Origin of the sequence: Kineococcus sp. G2 (assembly GCF_037154035.1) — a bacterium.
Lineage (GTDB): Bacteria > Actinomycetota > Actinomycetes > Actinomycetales > Kineococcaceae > Kineococcus.
Genome location: NZ_JBBBEM010000018.1, coordinates 90,093 through 102,405, shown reverse-complemented (window position 1 = coordinate 102,405; position 12,313 = coordinate 90,093). Strand labels below are relative to the sequence as shown.

Annotated in this window: 10 protein-coding genes and 1 tRNA gene; 4 read left to right on the top strand and 7 right to left on the bottom strand. The window is 75.4% G+C overall.

The window, feature by feature from the left end:
* Positions 1 to 518, bottom strand: a 518-nt coding sequence (locus tag V9U69_RS04225) for a MazG family protein (protein ID WP_337060053.1), incomplete at its 3' end; no start/stop codon positions are given.
* Positions 515 to 4,099 carry a transcription-repair coupling factor gene (mfd, locus tag V9U69_RS04220; protein WP_337060052.1) on the bottom strand — a complete coding sequence of 1,195 codons (3,585 nt, stop codon included), beginning with the start codon at positions 4,097 to 4,099 and terminating at the stop codon, positions 515 to 517. The genes V9U69_RS04225 and mfd, both read right to left, overlap by 4 nt.
* Before the next feature lie 139 nt (positions 4,100 to 4,238).
* Here mfd and V9U69_RS04215 point away from each other — a divergent pair, with 139 nt between their 5' ends.
* Both V9U69_RS04215 and V9U69_RS04210 read left to right on the top strand, forming a co-directional pair.
* Positions 4,239 to 6,023, top strand: a complete 1,785-nt coding sequence (locus V9U69_RS04215; RefSeq protein ID WP_337060051.1) for a DUF4012 domain-containing protein — start codon at positions 4,239 to 4,241, stop codon at positions 6,021 to 6,023.
* Positions 6,024 to 6,189: 166 nt separating this feature from the next.
* Complete coding sequence (locus V9U69_RS04210; protein ID WP_337060050.1) at positions 6,190 to 6,573, top strand: hypothetical protein; 384 nt, start codon at positions 6,190 to 6,192, stop codon at positions 6,571 to 6,573.
* A 96-nt stretch (positions 6,574 to 6,669) separates the two neighbouring features.
* On the opposite strand, the gene pth is transcribed toward V9U69_RS04210, so the two are convergent.
* The 5 genes from pth to V9U69_RS04185 form a co-directional block, all read right to left on the bottom strand.
* The gene (gene pth / locus V9U69_RS04205) at positions 6,670 to 7,266 is read right to left on the bottom strand and encodes an aminoacyl-tRNA hydrolase (RefSeq protein ID WP_337060049.1); all 597 of its coding nucleotides are present in this window, start codon (positions 7,264 to 7,266) and stop codon (positions 6,670 to 6,672) included.
* Positions 7,267 to 7,294: 28 nt separating this feature from the next.
* Positions 7,295 to 7,927, bottom strand: coding sequence for a 50S ribosomal protein L25/general stress protein Ctc (locus tag V9U69_RS04200; RefSeq protein ID WP_337060048.1), 633 nt, complete (start codon positions 7,925 to 7,927; stop codon positions 7,295 to 7,297).
* A 202-nt stretch (positions 7,928 to 8,129) separates the two neighbouring features.
* The gene (locus V9U69_RS04195; RefSeq protein WP_242126021.1) at positions 8,130 to 9,107 is read right to left on the bottom strand and encodes a ribose-phosphate diphosphokinase; all 978 of its coding nucleotides are present in this window, start codon (positions 9,105 to 9,107) and stop codon (positions 8,130 to 8,132) included.
* Complete coding sequence (glmU, locus tag V9U69_RS04190; RefSeq protein ID WP_442907580.1) at positions 9,104 to 10,555, bottom strand: bifunctional UDP-N-acetylglucosamine diphosphorylase/glucosamine-1-phosphate N-acetyltransferase GlmU; 1,452 nt, start codon at positions 10,553 to 10,555, stop codon at positions 9,104 to 9,106. The genes V9U69_RS04195 and glmU overlap by 4 nt, the downstream gene beginning before the upstream one ends.
* A gap of 213 nt (positions 10,556 to 10,768) precedes the next feature.
* Positions 10,769 to 10,840 (bottom strand) — tRNA-Gln (locus tag V9U69_RS04185).
* A gap of 157 nt (positions 10,841 to 10,997) precedes the next feature.
* Here V9U69_RS04185 and V9U69_RS04180 point away from each other — a divergent pair.
* Both V9U69_RS04180 and V9U69_RS04175 read left to right on the top strand, forming a co-directional pair.
* A complete protein-coding gene (locus V9U69_RS04180) occupies positions 10,998 to 11,684 on the top strand; it encodes a TetR/AcrR family transcriptional regulator (protein WP_442907579.1) in 687 nt (228 codons plus the stop codon).
* Positions 11,685 to 11,694: 10 nt separating this feature from the next.
* On the top strand, positions 11,695 to 12,237 hold the full coding sequence (locus V9U69_RS04175; RefSeq protein WP_337060045.1) for a MarR family winged helix-turn-helix transcriptional regulator: 543 nt from the start codon (positions 11,695 to 11,697) through the stop codon (positions 12,235 to 12,237).
* Positions 12,238 to 12,313: the final 76 nt, after the last annotated feature.

The following is a 12,313-nucleotide window of genomic DNA, read 5'->3' as shown; positions in this document are numbered from 1 at the left end:
ACCGGCTCCTGCGCCCCGGCGGGCTCGGCGAGGCCGGCGCGCTGCAGGCGGCCGAGGACCTTGTCGGCGCGGGCGAGCGCCGGCAGCTGCAGCGGGATGCCGTCCAGGACGGACTCGCGCGGCTTCTCGGTGGCCTTGATGGCGTCCCAGCGGGCCTGCAGGTCCTCGGCGGCGACCTCCCCGTCGAAGACGTGCGGGTGCCGGCGCACCAGCTTCGCGACGATCGCCTCCGCCACGTCGTCGACGTCGAAGCCCTCCGCGGGGTCCTCGGCGGCCACGCGGGCGTGGAAGACCACCTGCAGCAGCAGGTCGCCGAGCTCGTCGCGCAGCTCCTCGCGGGTGCCGTTCTCCACGGCGTCGACGACCTCGTAGCTCTCCTCGACGAGGTACCGCAGCAGGGAGGCGTGCGTCTGCCGCGCGTCCCACGGGCACCCGCCGGGTGAGCGCAGCCGGTCCATGACGGCGACGAGGTCGAGCAGCTTCGAGCCGGCGGGCGGCCCGGCGGGCACCCCGCTCACCGCCGTGCTCCCGCGGCGACCGCCGCCGGCTGGTCCATGAGCACCGCGGCGACGAACTCGTGCGCCCACCCGAGCATCTCCGCGTCGCGCAGCGGCTTGCCGCCGATGCGCGCGGTCATCGGCGCCGGCACCAGCGCCACCGACAGGGCCGGCTTGAGGATCGTGCCCGGGTACAGCCGCTTCAGCCGCAGCTCGCGCGACTCCGGCAGGTCGATCGGCGCGAACCGCACCTGCTTGCCCTGCAGGGACACCTCGCGCAGGCCCACGCGGCGGGCGGCGATGCGGAAGCGCGCCACCTCCAGCAGGTTCAGCACCGGCTGCGGCGGGGTGCCGTAGCGGTCCGTCAGCTCCGCGTTCAGGTCGACGAGGTCCTGGTCGGAGTCGGCGGCCGCCAGGCGGCGGTACGCCTCCAGGCGCAGCCGCTCGCTGGGCACGTAGTCGTGCGGCAGGTGCGCGTCGATCGGCAGCTCGATCTTCACCTCGGTGGGCTCGGGCTCGGCGTCGTTCTCCGCGCCCGGGACCTGCCGGCGCACGTCGGCCACCGCGTCGGCGACCATGCGCATGTAGAGGTCGAACCCGACCCCGGCGATGTGGCCGGACTGCTCCCCGCCCAGCATGTTGCCGGCGCCGCGGATCTCCAGGTCCTTCATCGCCACGGCCATCCCGGAACCGAGGTCGGTGTGCTGCGCGATGGTGGCGAGGCGGTCGTGCGCGGTCTCGGTGAGCGGCTTCTCGGGCGGGAACAGGAAGTACGCGTACGCCCGCTCCCGGCCGCGGCCGACGCGTCCGCGCAGCTGGTGCAGCTGCGACAGGCCCATCGCGTCGGCGCGCTCCACGATGAGGGTGTTGGCGTTGGAGATGTCCAGGCCCGTCTCGACGATGGTGGTGCAGACCAGCACGTCGAACTTCTTCTCCCAGAAGTCGACGACGACCTGCTCCAGGCGGTGCTCGCCCATCTGCCCGTGCGCGGTGGCGATCCGGGCCTCGGGGACGAGCTCCTTCAGCCGGGCGGCGGTGCGCTCGATGGACTGCACCCGGTTGTGGATGTAGAAGACCTGCCCCTCGCGCAGCAGCTCGCGGCGGATCGCGGCGGCGATCTGCTTGTCCTCCTGGCCGCCCACGTACGTCAGGACCGGGTGGCGCTCCTCCGGCGGGGTGGCCAGCGTCGACATCTCCCGGATGCCGGTGACCGCCATCTCCAGGGTGCGCGGGATCGGGGTGGCGCTCATCGCGAGGACGTCCACGTTGGTGCGCAGCGTCTTCAGCGACTCCTTGTGCTCGACGCCGAAGCGCTGCTCCTCGTCGACGACCACCAGGCCGAGGTCCTTGAACTTCACCTCCCCGCTGAGCAGGCGGTGCGTGCCGATGACGACGTCGACGGAGCCGTCGGCCAGGCCCGCGATCGTCTCCTTCGCCTCCGGGCCGGGCGTGAACCGCGACAGCGGCTTCACCGAGACGGGGAACTGCGCGTACCGCTCGGCGAAGGTCTTGAAGTGCTGCTGCACGAGCAGCGTCGTGGGCACGAGCACGGCGACCTGCTTGCCGTCCTGGACGGCCTTGAAGGCCGCGCGCAGCGCGATCTCCGTCTTGCCGTAGCCGACGTCGCCGCAGATGAGCCGGTCCATGGGGACCGGCTTCATCATGTCGCCCTTGACCTCGTCGATGCTGGCGAGCTGGTCGGGCGTCTCCACGTACGGGAAGGCGTCCTCCAGCTCGCGCTGCCACGGGGTGTCCTGGCCGAAGGCGTGGCCCTTGGTGGCCATGCGAGCGGAGTACAGCTTGATGAGGTCGCCGGCGATCTCCTTGACGGCCTTGCGCGCCCGGGACTTCGTCTTCGCCCAGTCCGAGCCGCCCATCTTCGACAGCGTCGGGGTCTCCCCGCCGGTGTAGCGGGTGACCTGGTCCAGGGTGTCGGTGGGAACGAACAGGCGGTCGCCGGGCTGGCCGCGCTTGCTGGAGGCGTACTCCAGCACGAGGTACTCGCGGGTGGCGCCCTGGACGGTGCGCTGCACCATCTCGACGAACTTCCCGATGCCGTGCTGCTCGTGGACGACGAAGTCGCCGGGCTGCAGGCTCAGCGGGTCCACGGCGTTGCGGCGCCGGCGCGGGGCCATGCGGCGCATGTCCTTGGTGGACTGCCCGCCGACACCGGTGAGGTCGGACTCGGTGACCAGCGCGGCCTTCAGCGCCTCGGCGACGAACCCGTGCTCCACGCTCGCGGTGGTCACCGCCACGACCGCCGGCGCCGGGGGCTCCACGAGGTCGTCGACGAGCCGGGCCGGGACGTCCTCGCCGGAGAGCAGCTCCACCAGCCGCTTGGCCGGTCCGTGCCCCTCCGTGGTGACGACGATGCGCCAGCCGGCGCCCGCCAGCTCGCGCAGGTCGGCCAGCGCCCTCTCCGTCTCGCCGCGGTAGCTGACGACGTCGCGGGCGGCCACGCGCAGCACGCGCGTGTCCTCCAGGTCGCGCAGCTCGTCGTCGGAGACCAGCGAGGTCACCGACCACCAGGGCCGCCGGGTGGACTCCGCGTGCGCGCGCACCTGCGCGAGCGTCCAGAACGACGAGGCGCCCAGGTCCACCGGTGTCTGCCCGCCCGCGGCGGCGCCCGCCCAGGCGGCGTCGAGGAACTCCGCGCCGGTGGCGACGAGGTCGTGGGCGCGGGCGCGCACCTTCTCCGGCTCGGCGAGCACGACGTGGGTGCCGTCGGGCAGCACGTCCAGCAGCGGTTCCATGCCGTCCACGAGGGCCGGGGCGAGGGACTCCATGCCCTCCACGGCGATGCCCTCGGCGAGCTTGGCGAGCATCTCGGCGGCACCGGGCAGCGACGGGGCCAGCGCGGCGGCGCGCTCGCGCACCGCCGGGGTCAGCAGCAGCTCCCGGCACGGCGGCGCCCACACCCCGTCCGGCTCGGCCTCCAGGCTGCGCTGGTCGGCCACGGAGAAGGAGCGCACCTCGTCGACCTCGTCGCCGAAGAACTCCACGCGCAGCGGGTGCGGGCGGGTGGGCGGGAAGACGTCGAGGATGCCGCCGCGCACGGCGAACTCCCCGCGCCGCTCCACCATGTCCACGCGCGTGTACGCCGCGGCGGCCAGGGCCTGCACCACCGCGTCCAGGCCGACCTCGTCACCGGCGCGCAGGCGCACCGGCTCCAGCTCCGCCAGGCCCCTCACGAGCGGCTGCAGCACCGCGCGCACGGGGGCGACGACCACGCGCACCGGCCCGGCGGCGGGGTCGTCCGCGACGGGGTGCGCCAGCCGGCGCAGCACCGCCAGGCGCTGGGCGACGGTGTCGCTGCGCGGGGACAGCCGCTCGTGCGGCAGCGTCTCCCAGGCGGGGAACTCCGCGACGGCGTGCTGCGGCAGGTAGCAGCGCAGCCAGGTGGCCAGGTCCTCGCACTCGCGGCCGGTGGCGGTGACCACCAGCAGGGGCCGCTCGGCGGCCAGGGCCGCCAGCAGCGCGGGGCGCACGCCGATCGGGGCGACCACGTCGAGGGCCTGGTCACCGCCCTCGCGCGCCGCCTGAACGGCCGCGCGGACGGCGGGTTCGGTGCGCAGGACGTCGAGCAGGCCGGTGAGGCTCACGAACACTCCGGGAGGGGTGGGGGTGGGAGGTCCCCAGCCTACGTCCGGGCCCCGACACCCACCCGCGCCCCGGAGGTCACCGCGGGCCGGCACCCGCGAGCGCGCCCGGGCACCTCCCCGTCCTCGTTACTGTCTGGGGGTGTCCGGCTCCTCCCCCGCCACCGCCCCCGCCCGCCGACGGCGGCGACTGCCGCGCGCCGCCCGGGTGCTGCTCGGCGTCGTCGCCCTGGTGGTGCTGGCCTGGGTCGCGGCCGTCGCGGTCAGCGGTGCGCAGGCGGCGCGGGCGCTGCAGCGGGTGGCCGGTGCCGTCCCGGTCCTGGAGCAGCAGGTGCGCGAGCAGCGCTTCGCCGAGGCGGCCACCACGGCCCGCTCGGTGGCCGCCGACGCCGCGGCCGCGCACCGCGCCACGAGCCAGTGGCCCTACCGGGCCGCGGAGCACCTGCCGTGGGCCGGGGCGCAGCTGCGGGCGGCGTCGGGCGGCGCCGCGGCCGCAGCGGTGCTGACCGAGCCGCTGCCCGCGGCCCTGGAGGTGGTGGGCGACGCCCTGGCCGAGGGGGTGGTCTCCGACGAGCAGGCGGTGGACGTGGCGGCCGTGCAGGAGCTGGTGCCGGTCGTCACCGGCTACCGCGACCGCGTGGCGGTGGCCCGCGCCGAGCTGGCGGCCGCCGACGACCCGGCCGTGCTCGGCGCGCTCTCCGGCCGGCTGGAGCCGGTGGCCCGGCAGCTCGACGAGCTGGCGGGCCCGCTGGACACCGCCGCCGAGCTGGTGCCGCAGCTGCCGGCGATGCTGGGGGCCGAGGGCCCGCGCACCTACCTGGTGGCCTTCACCAACCCCGCCGAGGTGCGGCCGGTGCAGGGCATCGTCGGCGCGTACGCGTACGTGTCGGTGGACGGCGGCCGCATCGCCCTGGAGCGCACCGGCACCGACGGCGACCTGTACAGCGCCCGCGCCGACGTCTCCGTCAACGGCGACGCGTACGCGGCCCTGCACGGCGCGGACCGCGACGCGGGGCGGGTGCAGAACCTCACCGTCGGCGCCCAGGCCGACGACGCCGCCCGGCTGGCCGTGAGCCTGGTGGTGGACGCCGGCCTGCCGGAACCGGACGCCGTGGTCCTGGTGGACCCCGTGGGGCTGGCGCAGCTGCTGGGCCCGGACCACGCGCCCCTCGACCTGGGCGTCTTCGGGCAGGTCCCCGCGGCGGACCTGCCGGCGGTGCTCATGCGCGACGCGTACGTGCGCTTCGCCGACGACAACACCGCCCGCAAGGACTTCCTGTCCGCGACCTCGGCCGCGGCCTTCGAGGCGGTGCTGGCCGACGGGATGTCCACCGCCGCGCTGCGCGGCGCGCAGGAGGCGGTCGACAGCGGTCACCTGGCGCTGTGGAGCGCCGACGAGCAGGAGCAGGCGGCGCTGGTGGCCGCGGGGCTGGCGGGCGTGCTGGGCGAGCCGCGGGCGGTGGCGCACGTGGGCCTGACGAACGTGGCCCCGTCCAAGCTCGACTACTGGACGCAGCCGGTGCTGCGGCTGGAGCGCCCGTGCGCGACGGGGAGCTCGGAGGCCACGGTCGCGCTGGAGCTGACCCTGACGAACGCGGTGCCCGAGGAGGTCCCGGACTACGTGGCCAACCAGGTCGCCACCACCGCGCGCGGGGAGCGCACCGCGCGCGACGTGGTCTCCCTGTGGGTGCCGCCGGCGGTGGGGCTGGACTCCGCGTCGGTGGACGGCGAGACCGTGCCCACGGCCGTGGACTCCGAGCACGGCTGGCGGCTGGTGCGCCTGACCGTGGACCTGCCCCCCGGTGAGCCGGTGGTGGTGCGCTGGCAGCTGCGCGGCCCGGCCGCGCAGCTGCCCGCCGAGGTCACCGGGCCCACCACCGTGGCCGCTCCGGAGGTGAGCGTGCTGCCCTGCGGCGCTGCTTCCTGACGGTCCGCTGAGCCGTCCGGGAGCACCTGGACACGGAAGGTCACGAGAGCGCTCCGACGGGCGCGGTTCGCTGGACGCGAGGGTGACGATGGGTCATCCTGGTCCCCGATCAAGGATCACCGGGGGACGACACCTCGCGGGGTCGTCGACATTGGGGGGAAGACACGTGCACCGCACCAAGAACGCCGTCCGTCTCGTCGCGGGTGGGGGCCTCGCGATCGCTGCGCTGACGGGCACCGCCACGCTCGCGTCGGCCTCGACCGACTACGCACCGTCCACGCCGACGCCGACGGTCACGACCCCGGTGACGCCGGAGCCCTCGGCCCCGCCGCAGGGCGAGACCCCGCGCGGTGAGACGCCGAGCGGTGAGACGCCGAGCACCGGTCAGGAGCGCCCGACGAGCCCGGCGCGCGCCCTCGACTCCTCCGGCGACGAGCTGGCCTACACCGGCGCCGACGTGCTGCCCTGGGCGGCTGCGGGCTCCGTGCTCGTGCTCGGCGGCACCGCGATGGTCGTCGCCTCCAAGCGCAGCGCCCGCCGCCAGCACTGAGCGGGCAGCCGCGGGGGACCGCGAACGGCCGAGGGCCGGTCAGGAATCGTCCTGACCGGCCCTCGGCCGTTTCTCGCTCCCCGTGCGCGGCGCGCGTCACGGTGGGCTGTGGAACCTCTGCTGCACGGCCTCCAGCCCCTGCAGGGTCAGCAGCTCCACGGCGTCGGCGGCGTCCCCCAGCAGGAACGGCAGGTCCTTGCGCTCGACGGTGGAGAACTCCCTGAGCACGAAGTCGGCCGGGTCCTGCCGGCCCGGCGGCCGCCCCACCCCCACCCGCACGCGGGCGTAGTCCTTGCCTCCCAAGGACTTCGAGATCGAGCGCAGCCCGTTGTGACCGCCCTCACCACCGCCGCGCTTGAGGCGGACGGCACCGAAGGGCACGTCGAGCTCGTCGTGGACGACGACGAGGTGCTCCAGCGGCACGTCGTAGTACTTCGCCAGGCCCGCCACGGGACCGCCGGAGAGGTTCATGTACGAGGTGGGGGCCGCCAGCACCGCCCGCGGCCCGGGCACGCCGCCCGGGCCGGTGCCCAGGCGCACCTCGGCGACCCGGGCACCGGAGCGGTGGCGCTTGAACGAGGCCGACGCGCGGCCCGCCAGCTCGGCGAGGACCATCTGCCCGACGTTGTGCCGGGTGCGCTCGTACTCGGCGCCGGGGTTGCCCAGCCCGACGACGAGCCACGCGTCGCTCACTAGCCCTCCCGCGAGCGCGGACCGGTGCTCAGGCCTCGCCGCCCTGGTCGTCCGAGTGGGGCTCCTCGCGCACGATGCCGGCCTCGGACTCCAGGGACTCCAGCTCGGCCTCGGCCTGCTCGGTGCTGGCGGCGGCCTGCACCACGACGACGAGCTGCTCGGGGTCGCCGGCGAGGGTGGTGCCCTCGGGGAGGGCGACGTCCCCGGCGGCCACGCGGCTGCCGCCCTCCAGGCCCTCCACGGAGACCTCCAGGGACTCCGGCAGGTGGGTCGCCTCGGCCTCGACGGACAGCGTCGTCAGCTCCTGGTTGACGACGGTGCCCGCGGCGGCCTCACCGGTCAGGGTGAGCGGGACGTCGACGGAGACCTTCTCGCCGCGGCTGACGACGATGAGGTCGACGTGCTCGATGAAGCCCTTGATCGGGTCGCGCTGGACGTCCTTGGGCAGCGTCAGGTGGCTCTCGCCCTCGACGTCGATGCTCAGCAGGGCGTTGGCGTGCTTCAGCGCCATCATGGTGGCGTGGCCCGGCAGGGTCACGTGCAGCGGCGCCTCGCCGTGCCCGTAGACCACGGCGGGGATCTTGTCGTCGCGACGGATGCGGCGGGCGGCGCCCTTGCCGAACTCGGTGCGCTTCTCGGCGGACAGCTTGGTCTCGGCCACTTGGGGCTCTCCTCGTGAGGTCGGGGGTTCGTGCAGACAGACCTCGGGAGAGCGGGGCGCACCCGTCCACCGCGTCGATCACGGAGAGCGCTGCGCGCCGTCCCTCGCCGAGGCAACCGGGCCCCAGTCTACCGGCGCCGCGCGCTGCGGCCGACCGCGCGCCGGTCCCCGGACGGGGACCGGCGGTGGCCCGGCCGCCGGATCAGCTGTGCCCGTCGAACAGGCTGGTGACCGAGCCGTCGTCGAAGACCTCGCGGATGGCGCGCGCCAGCAGCGGGGCGATGGACAGGGTGGTCAGCTGCGGGAACCGCTGCGCCTCGGCGATGGGCAGCGTGTTGGTCACCACCAGCTCGGAGATGGGCGAGTTCTTCAGCCGGTCCACCGCCGGGCCCGACAGCACGGCGTGGGTGGCGGCCGCGATGACGTCCGCGGCGCCGTTCGCCTTCAGCGCCTCGGCGGCCTGCACGATCGTGCCGGCGGTGTCGATGAGGTCGTCCACCAGCACGCAGGTGCGGCCCTCGACGTCGCCGACCACCTCGTGGACCTTGACCTGGTTGGGCACGTTCGGGTCGCGGCGCTTGTGGATGATCGCCAGGGGGGCGCCCAGCCGGTCGGACCACAGGTCGGCCACGCGCACCCGGCCCGCGTCCGGGGACACGATCGTCAGGTTGGAGCGGTCGACCCGCTTGCCGACGTGGTCGGCGAGGATCGGCAGCGCCCACAGGTGGTCCACGGGCCCGTCGAAGAAGCCCTGGATCTGGGCGGTGTGCAGGTCCACCGACATCAGGCGGTCGGCGCCGGCGGTCTTGAACATGTCGGCGATCAGCCGCGCGGAGATCGGCTCGCGGCCGCGGCCCTTCTTGTCCTGGCGGGCGTAGCCGTAGAAGGGGGCGACGACGGTGATGCGCTTGGCGGAGGCCCGCTTCAGCGCGTCCACCATGATCAGGTGCTCCATGATCCACTGGTTGACGTTCGCCGTGTGGCTCTGGATGACGAACGCGTCGGAGCCGCGCACGCTCTCCTCGAAGCGCACGTAGATCTCCGAGTTCGCGAAGTCGTAGGCGCTGGTGGGCACCAGTTCCGCGCCCAGCGCGGCGGACACCTCCCGCGCGAGCTCCGGGTGCGCGCGCCCGGAGATGAGCATCATCCGCTTCTCGCCGGTGGTGGTGATGCCGGTCATGGTCGTTGCTCCCTGCCCTCGGTGGTGACTCCGGTGCCCTCGGTGGCGCCCGTGCTGCTGGTGGTGCCGGTGCTGCCCGCGTCCTCCGCGGCCCGCAGCGCCGCCTCGGCGGCCGGGGTCCCGGGGCGGTGGCGGACGGTCCAGCCCTCGACGTTGCGCTGCGGGGCGACGCTGACGGCCAGCGCCCCGGCGGGGACGTCCTTGCGGATGACGGTGCCGGCACCCGAGTAGGCACCGTCGCCGACCGTCACCGGCGCGACGTACATGGTGTCCGACCCCATCCGCACGTGGGAGCCGACGGTGGTGCGGGACTTGCTCACGCCGTCGTAGTTGACGAAGACCGAGGCGGCGCCGATGTTCGAGTGCTCGCCGATCGTGGCGTCACCCACGTACGACAGGTGCGGCACCTTGGACCCGCGCCCGATCTCGGCGTTCTTCGTCTCCACGAACGTGCCGATCCTGCCGTCCGCGCCCAGGCGGGTGCCCGGTCGCAGGTAGGCGAACGGGCCCACGTGCGCGCCCTCGCCGAGCACCGCGGAACTGCCGTGCGTGCGCTCGACCACGGCCCCGGCGCCCACCTCGACGTCGGTGAGCGTGCAGTCCGGCCCGACGACGGCGCCCGCGGCGACGCGGGTGCGGCCGTGCAGCTGCACCCCCGGCAGGAGCACGACGTCCGCCTCGAGCTCCACGCCGGCGTCGATCCACGTGGTGCGCGGGTCGGTGACGGTGACGCCGGCGAGCATCCAGCGGCGCAGCGTGCGCGCGTTGGCCTCGGCGGCCAGCTCCGCCAGCTGCAGGCGGTCGTTGACGCCGCGGATCTCCCACTCGTCGGTGACCGCGAGCGCCTCGACCCGGTGCCCGTCGGCGCGCAGCAGGCCGAGCACGTCCGTCAGGTAGACCTCCCCGGCGGCGTTGTCGCGGCCGACCCGGCCCAGCGCGGCGCGCAGGGCGGCCGCGTCGAAGGCGTAGACGCCGGAGTTGACCTCGCGCACCGCGCGCTCGTCCTCGGTGGCGTCCTTCTGCTCCACGATGGCGCGCACGCCGTGCCCGTCGCGCAGCACCCGCCCGTACCCGGTGGGGTCGGCGAGCTCGGCGGTGAGGACGGTCATCGCGTTGCCGCCGGCGGTGTGCGCGGCGACGAGGCGGCGCAGCGTGCCGGCCGAGAGCAGCGGCACGTCGCCGTAGGTGACGACGACGGTGCCGGTCAGGTCCGCCGGGAGGGCGTCCAGGCCGCACTGCACGGCGCGGCCGGTGCCGGGGACGTCGTCCTGCAGGGCGACGACGGCGTCGGGGTCCGCGTCGCGCAGGCCCTGCGCGACCCTCTCGGCCTGGTGGCGCAGCACGACGACGAGGTGCTGCGGCCCGGTGGCGCGCGCGGCGGCCACGGCGTGTGCGAGCAGGGGGCGACCGCCGAGGGGGTGCAGCACCTTGGGCAGCTGCGACCTCATGCGGGTGCCTTCGCCGGCCGCCAGGACCACCACGGCGGCGGGGGCCGGGCCCGGGGAGCCGGGCGGCGGGGCGGTGGGGTCGGCGGGGGTGGTCTGGGGAGTGCTCACGCGGGGCGCGCTCCTCGCGGGCTCGGGGCGGCGGAGGCAGGGCCGGAGTGCGGCCCCTGGGCGAGGATAACGGCCCGGCCCTGCCCGGCCGACCAGCCCGCCACGCTCCCGGGAGAGGATTCGAACCCCTACTGGACGGGACCAAAACCCGCCGTGCTGCCGTTACACCACCCGGGAGGGCGCCCCGGTCCGCGGACGGACCGGCGCGGGACCATCCTGCCAGCACCCCGCGGGCGTCCCCGCCGGCACCGCGGGCCGCCCACCACCACCCGGTCGGCGCAGCGCCGGGTGCGCGGGGCAGGATGGTGGCGTGCCCCCCCGCCCCCGTTCCCGCATGACCGGCGGGGAGCGCCGCGAGCAGCTCATCGGCATCGGCCGCGCCCTGTTCGCCGAGCGCGGGGTGGAGGGCACCACGGTGGAGGAGATCGCCGCGCGCGCGGGCGTGTCGAAACCGGTGGTGTACGAGCACTTCGGCGGCAAGGAGGGGCTGTACGCGGTCGTGGTGGACCGTGAGATCGCCTCCCTGCTGTCGGCGATCACCCGGGCCCTGTCCGGGCGGGGCAGCCCCCGCACGCTGCTGGAGCGGGCCATCACGGCCCTGCTGGACTACATCGAGAGCTCCACCGAGGGCTTCCGCATCCTCGTGCGCGACTCCCCCGCCGCCGCCGCCACGGGCACCTTCGCCAGCGCGATCTCGGACATCGCCCGCCAGGTGGAGCACCTGCTGGTGGACGCGTTCGCCGCCCGCGGCTTCCCGCCGCAGACGGCCTCCCTGTACGCGCAGGGCCTCGTCGGCATGGTGGCGGTCACCGGCCAGTGGTGGCTGGACACGCGCGAGCCGCCCAAGGAGGAGGTGGCGGCGCACCTGGTGAACCTGGCGTGGAACGGGCTGACGGGCCTGGAGCGCTCCCCCCGGCTGACGGTGCGCCCCCGCGACGACGACCACGAGCACGACCGTGGCCACGACGCGCCGCCCGCGGGGCGGCAGCGGCCCGCGGAGCCGGAGCGGGGCACGCCCTAGAGTCGCTGCCGTGGCACGCGACGCAGGCCGGTCCCCGGGCGCGCAGCCGCACGCCGACGAGGTCGACCTCATCGTCGCGGCGTGGCGGCGCGAGACCCCGCAGCTCGACGTCGAGCCGCTGGAGGTCCTCTCCCGCGTCGCCCGCCTGGCCCGCCACCTGGACCGGTTGCGCCGCGACGCGTTCGCCGCGCACGAGCTGGAGACGTGGGAGTTCGACGTGCTGGCGGCGCTGCGGCGGGCGGGCGCCCCGCACGAGCTGTCCCCGGGGCAGCTGGTCGTCCAGACGCTGGTGACCAGCGGCACGATGACGAACCGGGTGGACCGCCTCGCCGGGCGGGGGCTGGTGCAGCGCCGGCCCGCCCCCGACGACGGGCGCAGCGTGCGGGTGCGGCTGACCGCGGAGGGCGCCGCGGTGGTCGACGCCGCGCTGGCCGACCTGGTCCGCGCCGAGCACCGGATGCTGGCGGTGCTGGACGAGCGGGAGCGCCGGTCGCTGGCGACGCTGCTGCGGCGGGTGGCGGCGCCGTTCGAGAGGTCCGGCGCGGCGGGCTGAGGCGGCCGCGACGCCTGCTGACGACCCGCCCCGATCCACCCGCCCCGATCCACCCGCCCCGCCCGGACGCGGCGGC

Excerpts from the sequence above, each read along its gene's own strand:
- V9U69_RS04195 (WP_242126021.1), bottom strand. The coding sequence starts at position 9,107 with ATGACCGGCATCACCACCACCGGCGAGAAGCGGATGATGCTCATCTCC.
- glmU (WP_442907580.1), bottom strand. The coding sequence starts at position 10,555 with ATGAGGTCGCAGCTGCCCAAGGTGCTGCACCCCCTCGGCGGTCGCCCC.
- V9U69_RS04180 (WP_442907579.1), top strand. The coding sequence starts at position 10,998 with ATGACCGGCGGGGAGCGCCGCGAGCAGCTCATCGGCATCGGCCGCGCC.